13 protein-coding genes are annotated in these 16,588 nt (G+C 50.1%); 3 read left to right on the forward strand and 10 right to left on the reverse strand.

Annotated elements, in window-relative coordinates; translation table 11 throughout:
* Positions 1-35 precede the first annotated feature (35 nt).
* From AB1757_27465 to AB1757_27475, 3 genes are read right to left on the reverse strand one after another with little or no spacing between them, the layout of a single operon-like run.
* Positions 36-437 carry an ester cyclase gene (locus AB1757_27465; GenBank protein ID MEW6130799.1) on the reverse strand — a complete coding sequence of 134 codons (402 nt, stop codon included), beginning with the start codon at positions 435-437 and terminating at the stop codon, positions 36-38.
* Between the two features lie 47 nt (positions 438-484).
* Positions 485-1,852 carry a tetratricopeptide repeat protein gene (locus AB1757_27470; GenBank protein ID MEW6130800.1) on the reverse strand — a complete coding sequence of 456 codons (1,368 nt, stop codon included), beginning with the start codon at positions 1,850-1,852 and terminating at the stop codon, positions 485-487.
* Between the two features lie 41 nt (positions 1,853-1,893).
* Positions 1,894-3,105: a tetratricopeptide repeat protein gene (locus AB1757_27475; GenBank protein MEW6130801.1), complete on the reverse strand. Its 1,212-nt coding sequence runs from the start codon at positions 3,103-3,105 to the stop codon at positions 1,894-1,896.
* Positions 3,106-3,379: 274 nt separating this feature from the next.
* Between AB1757_27475 and AB1757_27480 the strand changes: the two genes are divergently transcribed.
* The gene (locus AB1757_27480; GenBank protein MEW6130802.1) at positions 3,380-5,584 is read left to right on the forward strand and encodes a VWA domain-containing protein; all 2,205 of its coding nucleotides are present in this window, start codon (positions 3,380-3,382) and stop codon (positions 5,582-5,584) included.
* 20 nt (positions 5,585-5,604) lie between these two features.
* On the opposite strand, the gene AB1757_27485 is transcribed toward AB1757_27480, so the two are convergent.
* The 5 genes from AB1757_27485 to AB1757_27505 all read right to left on the reverse strand — a co-directional run bounded on the left by AB1757_27485 (position 5,605) and on the right by AB1757_27505 (position 9,875).
* On the reverse strand, positions 5,605-5,958 hold the full coding sequence (locus AB1757_27485) for a hypothetical protein (GenBank protein ID MEW6130803.1): 354 nt from the start codon (positions 5,956-5,958) through the stop codon (positions 5,605-5,607).
* Positions 5,959-6,077: 119 nt separating this feature from the next.
* The gene (locus AB1757_27490; protein MEW6130804.1) at positions 6,078-6,416 is read right to left on the reverse strand and encodes an L-rhamnose mutarotase; all 339 of its coding nucleotides are present in this window, start codon (positions 6,414-6,416) and stop codon (positions 6,078-6,080) included.
* A gap of 45 nt (positions 6,417-6,461) precedes the next feature.
* Positions 6,462-7,295 (reverse strand): amidohydrolase family protein, encoded by an 834-nt coding sequence (locus AB1757_27495; protein ID MEW6130805.1) that lies wholly within the window; start codon positions 7,293-7,295, stop codon positions 6,462-6,464.
* A 127-nt stretch (positions 7,296-7,422) separates the two neighbouring features.
* The gene (locus AB1757_27500) at positions 7,423-8,202 is read right to left on the reverse strand and encodes a glucose 1-dehydrogenase (protein ID MEW6130806.1); all 780 of its coding nucleotides are present in this window, start codon (positions 8,200-8,202) and stop codon (positions 7,423-7,425) included.
* A gap of 11 nt (positions 8,203-8,213) precedes the next feature.
* The gene (locus tag AB1757_27505; protein MEW6130807.1) at positions 8,214-9,875 is read right to left on the reverse strand and encodes an altronate dehydratase family protein; all 1,662 of its coding nucleotides are present in this window, start codon (positions 9,873-9,875) and stop codon (positions 8,214-8,216) included.
* Positions 9,876-10,108: 233 nt separating this feature from the next.
* Between AB1757_27505 and AB1757_27510 the strand changes: the two genes are divergently transcribed.
* A complete protein-coding gene (locus AB1757_27510) occupies positions 10,109-11,182 on the forward strand; it encodes a winged helix DNA-binding domain-containing protein (GenBank protein MEW6130808.1) in 1,074 nt (357 codons plus the stop codon).
* A gap of 105 nt (positions 11,183-11,287) precedes the next feature.
* On the opposite strand, the gene AB1757_27515 is transcribed toward AB1757_27510, so the two are convergent.
* Both AB1757_27515 and AB1757_27520 read right to left on the reverse strand, forming a co-directional pair.
* Positions 11,288-14,464 carry a carboxypeptidase regulatory-like domain-containing protein gene (locus AB1757_27515; protein MEW6130809.1) on the reverse strand — a complete coding sequence of 1,059 codons (3,177 nt, stop codon included), beginning with the start codon at positions 14,462-14,464 and terminating at the stop codon, positions 11,288-11,290.
* 210 nt (positions 14,465-14,674) lie between these two features.
* Positions 14,675-15,112: a Fur family transcriptional regulator gene (locus AB1757_27520; protein MEW6130810.1), complete on the reverse strand. Its 438-nt coding sequence runs from the start codon at positions 15,110-15,112 to the stop codon at positions 14,675-14,677.
* Positions 15,113-15,346: 234 nt separating this feature from the next.
* Here AB1757_27520 and AB1757_27525 point away from each other — a divergent pair, with 234 nt between their 5' ends.
* Positions 15,347-16,528 (forward strand): cytochrome c peroxidase, encoded by a 1,182-nt coding sequence (locus AB1757_27525; GenBank protein MEW6130811.1) that lies wholly within the window; start codon positions 15,347-15,349, stop codon positions 16,526-16,528.
* Positions 16,529-16,588: the final 60 nt, after the last annotated feature.

Genomic DNA, 16,588 nt, shown 5'->3' on the forward strand with positions numbered 1-16,588 from the left:
CGCGCCTTTTTATAACCAGGCGACCAACTGAAAATTTAACTGAGCGGCAAGCCTACTTGTCTGGCTTGCGAAGCCGAATCGCGTGCGCCCCAGCGCCTGTGAATGCGTCCATCTTTCAAGATGAACCATTCCATCGCGACGATTTCATAAGCTTTTCCGGTTGGCTGGTTGCCACGAAACGCCTGATTGAAGGTGCCGCGTTCCGTATAACGCGCCGCAACCGTATCACCTTCGCCAATTATTGCATCAACCTGCAATTGAATATTGAATGCCGCGTGCAACTCTTGCCAAATCGGTACGACAACGTCCATGCCGCCCCAACCGAGCACGCCCTGCACTTCGGCGTCTTCCGAAAACAACTCGCGAAGCCGGTTCATATCGCCGCGATTGAACGCTTCGACATAATCGAGAACAATTTTTTTATTGGCTTCGGACATCGGTTTTAATCAAAGCCGTGAAACTGATTTACAAAATTCAAAAATCATTAAGGCTTGGGTTTTTCTTTGGGTTTCTTTTCCGAGTCGGCGCTGATACCGCCGACAGCTTGTGCGCCTTCGCGCCGGGTGCGTTTTTCTTTATCGAGTTTAACGAACATGGCGCGCTCGCGCGCGGCATCATCTTTGCGACCGGCGCGGGCGTAAGCGCGGGCGAGCGCAAAGCGCATTTCGGGGCTTTCCGGCGCAAGTTTTACACCGCTTTCCAATTCTTTAATGGCTTCGTCAATCTGCCCCAGATCAGTCAGTACACGACCGAGCGCATTGCGCGTCGCAAACAAATTGGGCGCGATTTTTACAGATTGCTCGGCATATGGTTTTGCCGCTTCGGCGTCGTTACGTTTCAAATATTCAAAAGCGATTTGCAATAACGCGGGAATATGTGCCGGTGAGATTTTCAATTCCCGCTTAAATTCTTCAAGCGCCTGGTCGGGGCTTTCAATCAACAGGTGCGCCCCATAAGCGTAATGCACGTTGGGCGCGTCTGGGTAACGCGCTAAGAGTTCCTGAAACGCGCCTTGCGCTTCACCGACGCGGCGCGCTGCCATAAAAAATGCGGCGCGTCCGGCAAGCAAAATGATTTCGCGTTTATCGGCAGGCGCTTCCGCAGGTAAAAACGGCATACGCAAAAGATTGATGCCCATCGCTTCAATCACGCTCATGCTCTCATTGCCTTCACGGGCAAAATCGCGCAATGCTTCATAAGCCAACTCGAATTGTTCTGCGCGAGTCAGCAAAAGCGCAGCGTGAAAACGAACCACATTGGTCAGTTCCTTATTCTGTCCCAAACCGAGTTGGCGGGCATATTGAATATCGGCGAGCGCCTCGTCGTAATTTTTCAGTTTAAATTCACAAAGCCCGATCATCGCCCAGCCGGGACCATTGGTTTTCTGTAAAACCAGTAAATTTCTGAAGGCATCGCGCCCTTCGCCGTAGCGGTCAAGGGTATAAAAAATCGAACCGAGATACCACCAGCCTTCCACCCAGTTGGAACTCGCGCGCAACGCCTGATTGTAAAGCACAATGGCATCTTCAAGTCGCCCTTCCTGCCGCGCAGCATCCGCTTGCCTGGAAAATTGTTCAAATTGCGGATTGGCTTTCGGAGCCGTTTTCGCAGGCGCTTTCCGCTTTGCCCCTTTCGATTGCGCGAAGGTTACAGGCGAAAGGCAAATAACCAATGCCATAACCAAAAGGACAATGCCCGGTTGTTTGAAATTCGCTCTGACTCTGCCAATATCGCGATTCAAGGCTTTTGTTTTTTTCACCACAGAGACACAGAACCACAGAGGATTGCTAAACATCTCTTTTGCGAATAATTTTTCCGGCTCTGTGCCTTTGTGGCTCTGTGGTTTTTCCATGTTCATATCTGCTTGTTGATTTCTTTGCGAAAGACTGCACATCAAAATGGCTTTTTCTCTTCGGGTTTATCGGGCTTCCTGGTTTCCGGCAAAGTTTCGCCGCGATACGCCGGGCCTAAGCCTTCTTTCGCGCCCGGCGCTTTCGATTGCCGTTCGGCATTGAGCTTTTGAATGATAGCGCGTTCGCGGTCGCCGTCCACTTTGCGTTTCAAACGATAATAAACTGTGGCAAGCAAGACGTGCGCTTCAACAAAATCAGGAGCCTGTTTGATGATGTCTTCAAGCATCCGTTGCGCTTCGACGGTTTTGCCAAGCGACATATTCACATTGGCGATGAAATAAATCACGTTCAGTTCACGCGAGCGCACGCTCAACGCTTTCTGCAAAAATTTCAAAGCTTCTTCGTATTTCTGGTCTTCTTTGAGCAACATTCCTGAATAGAGATTAGCCTCGAAATCATTGGGATTAATTGCGAGTTCGGCGGTAAAGGCTTTCATCGCGCTTTCGCGTTCGCCTGCGCCAAGCAAGGCTTGCCCGTGCATCGAATTTGCCGTCGGCAATTGCGGATTGAGCGCGATGGCGCGGGCAAATTCTTTGGCGGCTCCCGGATAATCGCGAATCATCAAATAAGCCGACCCCATCAACAAACGCGCTTCGGCGGATTCGCCTTTGCGAAGAATGTAATCAATGAGCACCTGTCCTTTATCGGGTTGATGGTCGCGTATGTAAGCCGTGCCGAGCAGATAAGCGATGGTGAGATTTTCCGAAGCCGACGATTCATAAGGCGAAAGCAAAGCGATGACTTTTTTATATTCGCCAAGTCTCAGGCGACAATCCGCCAACAACAACAAAGGGTTTTGAACCACCGCATCAGCCGACACCAGTTTTTCCAGTTCGCTTGCCGCTTCCGTATACTGCGCCGATTTGTAATAAGCCACGGCGAGATTAAAGCGCACACCGGCATTCTGTTTATCGATGGTTAATGCTTTTTTGTATTCTTCGATGGCTTCATTAAAACGACCGAGCCGCGCATACACCGCGCCAAGGTTGGAACGCGCTTCGATGACCTTGGGATAGAGGGTCAGAAATTTTTTGTACTCTTCGGCGGCGGCTTCCAGATTGCCCGCCTGGTGCAATTCCATAGCTCGCGTAAAAATTTGTTGCGCTTCTTTGGCTTGTGCAAATGCAAATGGAGCAGCACACAAAGCAGCCGCAACCCACATCAGCACAAATTTAATTTTCAGATTGCTCATCTTAAAGACCTACATACTTGTTTGCGAATAGAAAAACTATACGTTGCCAATGCAGTCGCATCAAGCGGAAAGTCATTGATAAAAATCGGTAATTTTTTACAAAAGAGCTTAGACACGCAACGCTTGATAAGCTTTCAGTTCCCTGTCTTGATGCCCAAATCCGCATAGCGTCCACAGGGTTTCTCAATTAGAATAACCGCATCGCTAAAATTTCCCTTAGCGCGTACAGATACGGTTCCACCTTGATTGATTCATCTGCTGAAAGGATTTCCCTATGAAATCTCGCATGATTTATTTATTGCTTTTTACGCTTTTTATTTCAACCAACGCTTTATTTATTCAAGCACAGAGTCCGCAAAAAAGTGATGACCAGATTATCCTGAGCGCCAGCGAAGTTGTCCTTGACGTTGTGGTACGCGATAAAAAAGGGCGCATCGTTAAGGATTTAAAGCCAACGGATTTTGAAATTCTTGAAGACGAAGTTAAGCAGGAGGTCACTTCATTTCGTCTGGTTTCGCGCGATGTGACTGGAGTTACGGAAACCAAAAAAGACGCGCCGACAACCACGACGACGACGACGCCTGTTACCTCGCGCGAACCGTTTTCAAACATCAGCGTCATTGCCCTGGTATTTGATCGCCTGTCACCCAACGCGCGCGGCTTGGCGCACAAAGCGGCAATGAGTTTTGTCAATGAAAGCCTCAAACCCGACGACATGGCAACCGTCTGCGCCATCGACCTTTCATTGAAAATTCTGCAACCCTATACCAATGACCCACAGTTGTTACGACAAGGAATCGATAAAGCCGCGTCGCTTGGCACCTCTACGTTCACCGCCGGCGCGGGTCAAGATCGCGGCGATATTCAAGACCGCGTAACCAGTCTGCAAAATCAAGCCTCAGTCGCCCAGGGCGGCGCAACCGCCAGCGGACCGGGCGGCGCGGCGGGAGCGAACGCTTCGGGCAATGCGATTGGCGCAGCCGTCGTCGAACAGAAACTCGCAGAGATGAATCTTCGCGCCCTTGAAGTATTCGATATGCTCGAACGCGACCAGCAAGGTTACGCTACGACCAACGGATTGATGGCGATGGTCAATTCGCTTCGCACCGTGCCGGGGCGCAAATCGATTATCTTCTTTTCCGAAGGCATCGCCATTCCCCCCGCTGTGCAAGCCCATTTTCGCGCCGTCATCAATGCTGCCAATCGCGCCAACGTCAGCATCTATGCGGTTGACGCGGCAGGTTTGCGCGTACAAAGCACCGATGCCGAATCCGCCAAAGAAATTCGCGCCCTCGGTAATCGTCGCGCCAGTCAAACCGCGTCAGGACGCGAAGACACCTCGGGTCGCCCGCTCAGTATGCAGTTGGAGCGCAACGAAGATTTGCTCAAACTCAACCCGCATAGCGGGCTTACCGACCTTGCCAGTGAAACCGGCGGCATGCTGATTAGCGAAACCAATGATTTAGGTTTAGGGTTGCGCCGCGTCGATGAAGATATGCGCTCGCATTATGTGCTCTCTTATGTTCCGAAAAATCAGGATTACGATGGCAAGTTCCGCAAAATCGCCGTGAAGCTGAAACGCTCCGACCTCGAAGTCCAAACCCGCAAAGGTTATTATGCGGTGCGCTCGACAGGCGCTTCGCCGGTGCTTGATTTTGAAGCTCCGGCGCTTGCGGCAATGAATAGACCCTCGAATGCTTTTCCGCTGCGCGTGATGGGATTCAATTTTCCCGAACCGAAACGCGCCGGACTGGTGCCGGTGTTGATTGAAGCGCCATCCATTGCTTTCACCTACACACCCAATAAAGATAAGAACACCTACAGCAGCGATTTTTCGATTATTGCGCTGATTAAAGACGCCGACCAACAGGTGGTCAGCAAATTGAGTCAACATTATTTGCTTGGCGGACCGCTTGATAAAATCGAAGCGGCAAAACTTGGCGAAGTGCTTTTTTATAAAGAGACGCAACTCGCGCCCGGTCGTTATACCATCGAAGCCGTCGCTTATGACGCAACCAGTAAAAAAGCCAGCACGCAAACTGCCGAGTTTGAAGTTGCAGGAAGCGATGAAAATCGCTTGCGTCTGAGCAGCGTGGTGATTTTAAAACGCGCCGAACAAATGCGCGCCGAAGAGAAGAAAATTGCCAATCCGTTTCATTACGGCGAATTGATTATTTATCCGAACCTCGGCGAACCCTTAAAAAAAGCGACCACCAAACAGTTGCCGATTTTCTTTAATGTCTATTTGCCGCAAGGCGCAAAAGCGACGCCCAGGTTGATGATTGAAGTCCTACAGGGCGGCAAAAAACTCGCAGGCGTTGCCGCCCAATTGCCCGCGCCCGATGCCAGCGGACGCATTCAATTCGCCAGCGCCATCCCGCTCGATAGTTTTCAACCGGGAACTTATCAATTGAAGATTACCGTAAGCGATGAACAAACCAATGTCTCGCGCGCGACCGCTTTCACGGTAGATAATTAACCGGCAAATCCTAAACCGACTCAGGCGGAAAGCGTTTCATCGGTGGTCGAGACGCTTTCGTTTTTACAGATTTGTTGTATCGGGTCATAGCCGTTGACGAGATACCAGCGCCCGATGAATTTCAAGACCGCTGACACATGTTTGCATTCATATCGCGGGTCGTCTTTGCCGCGATAGATGAAATCGGCGCAGGTGCAAACCAATCGTTTGGTGTAAGGGTCTGCGTACAGCACATACGACTCTTTTTTGGATTCCGATTCGGCAATCCATCCGTAAGGTTCGGCTTCTGAAACCTGAATTCTCTCGGCTTTGGCAGCGCGCTGTTCAGCAGGCGAAAACCCTTGCGCTTCGCTTGAATGTCTTTTTGAACGCATAACAACTTTCAGAGAAATGTAGTTTAGCGGGTGGGGTTTTGCTTCGAGTGCAATAAGTTTAGGTGAAGGCAGCGCCAAAGACAAGCAGAGAAATTTTCAAATTCAATTCATCGCGCGCATCATTTTTCGAGTTTGAAGATTCTTTCCATCAACAGCCATTTTTCGCCCGCTTTGGCTTCTTTCAAAGGTTTTTGAAACTGCCACATCAACGCTTCCCATTCGCGAACATTTGGATTTTCATTATCGGCAGTGGCTTTCGCCTCGAATGAAAAATCATCACGGGTTTCCATAATCATAAACATGCGCGTACCGAGCAGATAGATTTCCATATCTTCAATGCCTGCGGATTGGATGCTTGCGGTAATCGCCTCGGGAATCTTTTCGTGATGCTGCCGGTATGTGGCAATCAGTTGCGGGTCGTCCTGCAAATCCAGAGTTAAACAAAATCGCTTACTCATAATCGTTTGAATCGGAATCGCCTGGTTACAAACTTAGGTTGTCATTCACACTTGCAAATCGTAAAAGCGCGCGGCATTTAATCCCATAATGTTTGCCCGTTGCGATTCGGAAAATTCTTCGAGGTAGTCGGTGATTAAATTTTTCACCTGCTCGTAACTTGCTGCCACCAGACACACGGGCCAATCCGAGCCGAACATCACGCGCTCGCTGCCGAACGCTTCAAAAATGACATCCAGATAGGGTTTGAAATCTTCGGCTTGCCAGGTTTGCCAGTCGGCTTCTGTCACCATCCCGGAAACCTTGCAATAGACATTTTCGTGGCGCGCGAGTTCCTGCATCTGTTCGCGCCACGGCGACACCATCCGGTCTTTGATAAACGGTTTGGCAAGGTGGTCAACGACGAATTTATGGTCGGGTTTTTGTTCAACAAATTTGATCGCCGCCGAAAGTTGTTTCGGGTAAATCAAAATGTCGTAGGTGAAGTCAAAATCCTGCAAATAACCCACGCCGCGCAAAAAATCTTCACGGAGTAAAAAATCATCATCGGGTTCCGATTGCACAATGTGACGAAACCCGCAGAGCTTTTTAAACTGCGCGAAGTAAGCAAGTTTCAACGGCAAATTCGCGTCACGTAAATCAACCCAACCGACGACGCCTTTGATGAAATCGTTTTGCTCTGCCAGTTCGAGTAAAAATCGGGTCTCGCGTTCCGACTGGTCTGCCTGCACGGCAATCGAACCGTCAACGCCACTCGCCTGATATTCACTCAGTAAATCCGCAGGCAGAAAGTCACGACGCAATACCTCCATCTCATCGGTTATCCAATCGTAACGACGGCGGTCATAACGCCAGAAATGTTGATGCGAATCTATGATCATGGTTATAGCAAATTTGCGTTTGGCTGAAGCGCTGTGCTCTCTGGGCTGCCGCTGCGTTCTCTGCGGTGAAAGAGCATTAATATAGTGAACATTCAGGCTTACCAAATCAACCAGCCAACGAGCGAACTCAGCTATTCAATCTGATAAAGCCGCCATCAATCGGATAGTCGGTTCCGGTAATGAACGCCGCTTCGTCGGAACATAAAAACAGCGCAAGGTTAGCGACCTCCTGCGGGCGTGCCATGCGACCGATGGGTTGCGTCTGCGATAGCTTGTCGAATATCTCCTGCTCTCTGCCCGGATAATTATTTTTCAAATAACCATCAACAAACGGCGTATGCACACGCGCCGGCGATATTGAATTGCAGCGAATGTTGTCTTTCACATAATCTTTGGCAACCGATAAGGTCATCGCCGCCACTGCGCCTTTGCTCATCGAATAAGCCAGGCGGTCAGCGATGCCTACCCAGGCGGCAACCGAACTCATATTTAAAATCACCCCGCCGCCAGTTGCCTTCATCTGCGCAATAGAGGCGTGCATACAGTTATAAACGCCTTTGACGTTGACGCGGAAAATGCGGTCAAAATCGGCTTCGCCGGTGTTTTCAACATTGCCGATGTGAGCGATGCCCGCGTTGTTGACTAAAATATTGATGGGATGTTCGGCAAGGATGGCGTTGAAAACTTCGTGAACATTCGGTTGATTGGCGACATCACAGAGATGTGCGCGGGCTTGACCACCTTGTGCACGAATTTCATTAACTGCCGTTTCGGCTTGATTCAAGTCGAGTTCAAGAATGTGGACGAACGCGCCGTTTGCTGCAAACGTATCGCTAATCGCTCGCCCGATGCCGCTTGCGCCGCCGGTGATGACCGCGACTTTATTATCTAATCTGAAATTGCTCATGATTTCTTTGACTACAAAGACACGCCGCGTTTCCAGGGGATGAAATCATTCTGTCCGAGTAGCTGCGCTTTGGTTTTGATTTCGCCGCTTGCAACCTTGATGACAAATTCCAAAATCTCTTCGCCCATCTGCTCAATGGTTTTTTCACCGGAAATAATCGCGCCGCAATCAATATCGATGATGTCGGACATCCGCTCGGCGAGATTAGAATTGGTTGAAAGCTTGACGACCGGCGCAACCGGATTGCCCATCGGGGTTCCGAGTCCCGTGGTGAATAACACCAGATTGGCTCCTGCAGCCACTTCTGCGGTAGTTGATTCAACATCGCTTCCCGGCGTACAGAGCAGATTGAGTCCCGCTTCGGTGGCGTATTCGGGATAATCCAACACCGCAGCGACTGGCGAGGTGCCGCCTTTTTTCGCTGCGCCTGCGGATTTCATTGCATCGGTGATGAGTCCATCGCGGATATTTCCGGGCGATGGATTCATATCGAAACCCGAACCGACAGCGCGCGCCCGGGCATCGTAATCGCGCATCAGTTGAATGAAACGGTTGGCAACTTCTGCGCGTGTGCAGCGATTGATTAACGCCTGTTCAACGCCGCAGAGTTCGGGAAATTCCGACAGAATGGTTTTGCCGCCAAGCGCCGCAACCATATCAGAGGTGTGCCCGATTGCCGGATTTGCCGAAAGCCCGGAAAAGCCATCCGAGCCGCCGCACTCCAAACCGAGCGTCAGATGCGAAAGCGGCGCAGGCTCGCGAGGTAATTGATTGGCTGCAATTAAACCGAGAAACGTCTCTTTGATAGCAGCCGACACCATCGCGAATTCCGATTGGCTCTGTTGTTGTTCAAAAACCAGCAAAGGTTTCGCGAAATGCGGATTGCGTTTGTGCAGCTCTTCGCGAAGCATGGCGACCTGCGCGTGTTGACATCCGAGACTCAGTATCGTTGCCCCTGCGACATTCGGATGATGGATATATCCAGCAAATAATCCGCACAGGTTGCGCGCATCTTCGCGAGTGCCGCCGCAACCGCCTTCGTGGATAAGAAATTTCACGCCATCAATATTTTCAAAGACGCGCTTTTGCTGTGGCGCATAAGCGAACGGTTTAACCGGGAAGTTTTGAATCTCTTCGATGCGGTTGGTTTGATAAAGCCTGACGAGTTCGGCGACCTGGCTCTGGTAAATTTCCGGTTGGGCAAATCCGAGTTCTTTTTCAAATGCCTGACGAATGACGCTGACATTGCGGTTTTCGCAAAAGACCATCGGAATGACCAACCAGTAATTGCCGGTGCCGACTTGTCCATCCGAGCGGTGATAGCCGAGAAAGGTTCGGTCGCGCCATTTCGTTACATCGGGCGGCGACCACTGAAAATCAAAAGTCTTTTCGTGAAACTCAGCCGCCTGATGACGGGTGTTTTCGGTAGTGATGGCTTCGCCTTGGCGAATCGGTTTTATCGCTTTACCGACCAGCACGCCATACATGGTAATCGGTTCGCCGATGTTTAAATCCGCAGTTGCGAATTTATGTTTGGCGGAAATGCTGGTGATTAAATTGACCTGTGTGCCGTTTAAAGAAACTCCGTAGCCTGCGGGCAAATCGGTCAAGGCGACCAGCACATTATCTTGCGGGTGAATTTTTAAAACAGTTTGTCTGATTGGCACATCCATGCAGAAATGCAAAATAGCACTTTGCAACAGTCACCACAAATGAAAGTTTTATTCGATAAATAAACCTGATAATTTTGCGGCGAGTGACTATCTGTGCAGTTTGCGATTGCCATTGCACAGGACTGGTTGAAGAAACCCTCTTTGACCGCGTTTATGAAATACTCTCACAACTAAAATGAAGTGATGAGGCGAAACCTGAAAAATCTCAAGAGAGTGAGCTATACTCCTTGACCATGAAAATCTCAGACATCCCCAAACAACGACTTCATAACCAACACCTCGCCATCACAAAATTTAAAAAGCCGGGTGACGTGGTTGCCTGGCTTGGCGCGGTGCAGGCGCAGGATTTTCCCGGCTCATTATGGGCAATCGGTCTGCGTACACAAAATGCCCTTGAAGCCGATATTCACAAAGCGATTGCTGAGCGAAGTATCGTGCGCACCTGGCCGATGCGCGGCACCTTGCATTTTGTCGCGGCAACCGATGCCCACTGGATGCTCAAACTTTTAGCTTCGCGGGTGATTGCCGGTATCAAAAGGCGAAGCCAACAGATGGAACTCACAGAAGCTGACATTATCCGCAGTGAAAAAATACTGGTTCGCGCGCTTGAAGGCGGCAACCAACTGACACGCGGCGCGATGTATAAGCTTTTAGAAAACGCCGGGATTTCAACGACCAACAGTCGCGGGTTGCATATTCTTGGAAGACTTGCGCATGAACGACTCATCTGTTTCGGCGCACGCGAAGGCAAGCAACCGACCTTTGTTTTGCTCGATGAATGGGTTCCCGCGCCAAAGCATTTAGAACGCGATGAAGCGTTAGCAGAACTCGCGCGGCGTTATTTCACCAGTCACGCGCCCGCAACCTTGCAGGATTTTGTCTGGTGGTCTGGACTAACGATGACCGATGCGCGAACGGCGATTGATTTGGCGAAAGCTTTTCTGGTGCAGGAAAACCTTGCTGACGTGACCTATTGGATGCCTTCGTCTATGCCTTCCGCAAAGCTTGAAAAATCCATAGCCTTTTTGTTGCCGCCGTTTGATGAATACACGGTTGCTTATAAAGACCGCAGCGCCGTGCTCGACCCGATGTATGCAAATTTCTTACATAACGGCAACGGCATCTTCAGCCCCATCATTGTGATTAACGGGCAAGTGGTCGGTATTTGGAAGCGCACAGTGAAAAAAGAGAAACTGATTATTCAATCCACGCCGTTCACAAAATTCAGCAAAGCGCAAACTCGCAGCATTCGCGATGCCGCAAATCGTTATGGCGAATTTATAAAAATGCCGGTTGTTGTAGATTGATTGTAGGGCTTATCCCTGCATTGACCTGAATCGCCTTTTGCCAAAATAAAAATCGGGTGAGATTTGTCCCACCCGATTTTTTAATTCACCGATGCTGATGCAACCTTAAAACAACAACTTCAAGCCGAACTGAATGCGGCGCGGCGCTTGCGCCGAAAGAATTTTGCCAAACGTCGGTGAGCCTAAGAAATTATCCGGCAAATCGAAATTCGCATGATTGAACAGATTGAAAAACTCGGCGCGAAATTGCAGATTCACATCCTCTTTCAATCGGGTGTTTTTAATGAGCGAAACATTGAAATTCTGATAGCCGGGACCTTCCAGAATATTTCTGCCCGCATCACCGAACGAACCGAATGCCGGGAAAGCAAACGCCGAGGTGTTGAACCATTGGTCAGGGGTTTGATTGCCAACACTCGGATTGCCGACAACATTCGGACGGTCGTTTGCGCCAAACCCTAAACCTGAACGCCCGGTGTTGCTGTTATCAATGTCCGAAAGAATTGCGACCGTAAACGGTCTGCCGGTTTGCAGTGTGACAATGCCAAGCGTTTGCCAACCTGAAACCAGATGCGTCAGCCATCCGTTATCGCCCAACACGCTATGCCCATTGCCAAACGGCAAATCATACGAATAGCTGAGCGAGAAACGATGCGCGACATCAAAGCTCGAACGCGCCCGTTCCAGACTCACATTGTTGCTGTCTTGCGGAAAATTCGGGTCGCCGGCGCTCGTAAAAAATCCCGAGGCGTCATCAATCGAACGCGACCAGGTATAAGCGGTAAGCACCGATAATCCCGCGCTCAGGCGTTGTTGAAAGCGCGTCTGCAAAGCGTTGTAATTGGAATTCGCACGCGATTCCAGAATGTTAATATCAGCAAATTGCGGCAGCGGTCGGAAGTTGAACGGCGAAGGACTTGCCGCCGGTTGATTGATGTCCCGCGCAGTAATGAGTTTCGTGCCCTTTGACCCGACATAAGCAATTTCGAGAACGCGGCTCTTGCCGAGTTGCTGTTGCACATTCAAATTCCATTGTTGCGTGTAAGGGGTTCGCAAATCGCGTTGATAAGTGAATGCCGATTGCGGCGAAGGAATCGGGAAGTTTGCCGGGAACGGGTCGTTCAATGTCAGCAATACATTCGGCAAAAAGGTGAAATAGGTATTGAGTTGATAATAGGGCGAGTTGAAATAAATCAATTCACCGGGCGCAAGCGACGATTGGTCGTAATAAAATCCGTAACCGCCACGAACCACCGTGCTCTCTTTAACCGTCCAGGCAAACCCCAGGCGCGGCGCGAAATTGTTTTTATCAGCTTCGTAACCGCTTCGCGGAATGCCGTTGGTTCCGACAGCAACGAATGAGCGCGTCGCCGGATCGTAAATCGAAGCGCGGTCGTCGGCATCAACCGAAGGCGAATTGTATTCGTAACGCAGCCCTGCGGTGAGCGAGAAATTAGGCGAGACGCGCCAGTTATCATTCACATAAAAATTGTAGCTGTGATTTCTCAGGCGCTGCGGATTATCGACGCGCGCAATCGTCGTGAATGCCGGAAGCCCCAACAGCAAATCGGCAAGCGCGTTACCCGTGAACGCCTGATCAATGAAGCCGATGAGTCCGCGTGAGAGCACATCGCGAAAAGCGTTTTGCTGTGTAGCGCGATAATCGAAGCCGAATTTAAACAGGTGAGCGCCTTTGGTATACGAAGCATTATCGGCAAATTGATAAACCGTTGTGGTGCTGTCTTGCGGGTTGTTGAATTCATGACCGAGCGGCGAAAATCCTGCGATGCGAATCGCCGTTAAACCGAAATCGCGCGGATTGGTTGAAATATCCGGCAAGCCGACCAATTTGTTCACGCTGGTTCCGGCGTTTTCCTGAAAGACCGTTGAAGCGATGCGGCTTACAGCAAATCGCGCTTCATTGATGAATTTATTGGTGAAGATATGGGTTTCACTAAGCAGCAAATTTTGCCCGCGTCTGGTGACATCGTTGCCGTAACCGGGAATCGTTGAAAAGCCCGTGCCCGCGAAGGGTTCAAAGAAATCGCGGTCGGCAAAGCTATAACGAAAAGCCAGCGTTGACGCATCGTTGAACCGATGGTCGGCGCGAACATCGAATTGATGGTTTTTATCGCGCGCAATCGGCGACGAAACGAAGTTGGCAAGCGGCGTGTTGCGGTTCGGTAACGGATAGAGCTTGGCTATCGCCTGCCCGATAGGATTAATAAAAAATCCGGGAATCTGGTTTCCGGGAAACGGTTGCTGGGTGAACGGGTCGCGCGGTTTATTAAACAGCGACTGCGAAAAATCGCCGTTGCGTTCAGCAAGTGTCGGCACATTGGTGACGCGGGTTAGCCCTTCGCGAATGCGCGTGCCTTCGTAATCCGCGAAGAAAAATGTTCGGTCTTTGCGAACGGGACCACCGAATGAACCGCCGAATTGATTGCGGCTGTATTTCGGAGCCGCTTCATTGCGCGGCGCAAAAAAATTGCGGGCATCGAGCGCCCCGTTGCGGAAAAATTCATAGACCGTGCCGTGAAAACTATTCGAGCCGGATTGGGTGACGACATTGATTTGTCCGCCGACATTGCGACCAAACGAAGCGTCATAGCTGTTGGTCAAGACTTCAAATTCGCGAATCGCGTCAACCGCGGGTTTTACGGCAAAGGTGTTAAGTTTGGGGTCAACGTTGAATGCGCCGTCGAGCAGGAAATAATTGGAATCTTCGCGTGAGCCGTTAATCGAGAAGGCGAAATCGCCGCGCACCGACCCGGCGGAACCGGGAGCCGCGGGAGCCGCGCCGGGAACCAGTAAGGTAAGTTCCAGAAAGTTGCGCCCATCAAGCGGCAAGTTGGTAACTTGTCGATTTTCAATCACTGTACCGAGCGAAGCGGATTCTTTTTTCAACTGCGAGGAACCCTCACGAGAAACATTTTGTTCCACCTGTGCAGCGCCGACTTTCAGATTCAGGTTTAAGCGAAGCTCTTGATTGACATTCAATAGAACTTCTTCTTGATACTTGGTGAATCCACTCGATTGTGCAGAAATTTCATAAACTCCCGGCAAGAGTTGCGAAATCGCATATTCACCTTCATCGTTGGCGGTTGTCGTTCTGACTTCGCCAGTCGCTTTATTGGTCAATTTAATTTCCGCTTTTGCAATTCGCGCGCCTTGTGGGTCAGTCACGGTTCCGCGAATCGTCGCTTTTGCAGTTTGCGCATAGAGTGGGACATTCAAAAACAGCATGGAAAGCATGAGCGCAAAAATAATTTTAGATTTCACTGTAATATTTTTCTCCTCAGAAAATTTGCCTGAAAGTATTACGGCTGGTGAATAAAGGTTGTTCATTAACCTATCAGAAGGCTGAAAGAATTTGCAACAAGTAGGGGTACCTGCCCGAATCGGCTGCTGATGAATCGTCATTTTGCTTTCGCAAAATCCGGGCAAGGCAAGTAAGGGTACTCACTCGCCTTGCCCCTACAATATTTTCAATTACTTCGCCCGCTTCGCTTGCTTGCTCTGGCAATGTTGACACAGTCCGCGAATGATGACTTCGTAAGATTCAACTTCGTGCGGCGTTTGCATCGTCAGTTTGCCGCGCACTTCATCGCTCGGAACATCGAAGATTTTATAACACTGACGACAAACGAAATGGTGGTGCGGCGTGAGGTTGGCATCGTAGCGGGTGATGCCGTCATCCAGACACATCACATCAATCATTCCTGCTTCCGCTAGTGCCGTCACCGCGTTATAGACGGTTGCCCGCGAAGCGCGTGGAAATTGATGGTTGATGGCTTTGAAAATTTCATCCGCCGTCGGATGGTCGTGACTCGCTGCCAGAAACTCTAACACGGCGAAACGTTGCGGCGTGACTTTCAGCCCGCCTTCGCGCATTCGCCCTTCGATGTGTGCCCTGTGTATTGCCGCCATAATTTTTCACTCTAAAAAATCAACCGCAATAGTAGCAAGATTTTTTTTATCATAAAAGCCCTGTACAACCCATCTCAAACTTGACGAAGTATTAGTTTAGACATATTCTAACCCACGCAACTGCCAGCGCAACCTGACCGGCGGTTGTCTTGAAAAATTTTTTTATCTCAATTCACTCTGTTGTCAAACTTACTAGCGCGGTCTGAGACGCTTCAGACCGGAAAGGTATCGCTTATGAGAAGCCAGGCAAAAATCAAAATCTTTGCAGCAAGCATTTTTCTTTCTGCCGCCTTTTTGTTCGCCCTCGATTCAAACGAAGGGCGTGTGGCGGCGGCTGAGGCTCCCAAGTTTGAAGTGAAAGTTCCCAAAGGATTGCCCGCCGACCTGTTCGAGCAATTGATTCCCAAAGACAATCCCATCACCGCTGAGAAAGTCGCGCTCGGCGAAAAACTCTTTTTCGATAAACGGTTGTCGGTTGATAAAACCGTCAGTTGCGCGACCTGTCACGATCCGGCGACCGCCTTTGCTGAAAGCAATATGGTTGGCATCGGTATCGAAATGAAAAAAGGCGCGCGCAATTCGCCGACGATTTTAAACGCCATGTTTAATGAAGCGCAATTCTGGGATGGTCGCGCGCCGTCGCTTGAAGAACAATCCAAACTGCCGATTATCAATCCCATTGAAATGGGCATGAAAGACCATACCATCGTCGTGCAACGCGTGCGTGAAGCCAAAGAGTATGCGCCGCTGTTTGCCGCCGCATTTCCCAACCAACCGATTACCATCGATACCATCGCCAAAGCGATTGCGTCGTTTGAACGGACTTTGTTATCGGGTGACGCGCCTTTTGACCGCTTTATCGCGGGCGACCAAAACGCCATTTCTCAATCGGCAAAACGCGGCTGGGAATTATTCAACGGCAAAGCGCGTTGCATATCCTGTCATGCGTTCAATCCCTCTTCGCCGTTTTTCTCGGACTTTAAATTTCACAACATCGGGGTTGCGGCAAAGAATGTGAACTTCAATCAACTGGCGCGGCGGGCGCGACAAATCGCCAACGACCCGAAAGCCATTGACGAACTCGCTTTGCAGGAAGGCTTTTCGGAACTTGGCAGGTATCTGGTCACCAAACAACTGAAAGACATCGGCGCGTTCAAGACTTCGATGTTGAGAGATATTGAACTCACGGCTCCTTACATGCACAACGGGTCGGAAAAGACTTTGCTGGATGTCATCAAATTTTATGACAAAGGCGGCGAAGCCAACCCCAACCTGGATGGCGGTATGCGCCCGTTGAAACTCACAGACCCGGAAATGGAAGACCTCGTGGAATTTTTGAAAACGCTGACGAGCGACAGCATTCGCGAACGCGCAAAAAATACCAAAGCGCAAACCCGCGCACCGTTTCCAGGATAGCTCAGAAAGTCTGGAGTCGGGAGTCCAAAGTTAGGTTAGGCAAGGTTAAACGCAGAGGAT

Source organism: Acidobacteriota bacterium (genome assembly GCA_040754075.1).
Lineage (GTDB): Bacteria > Acidobacteriota > Blastocatellia > UBA7656 > UBA7656 > JBFMDH01.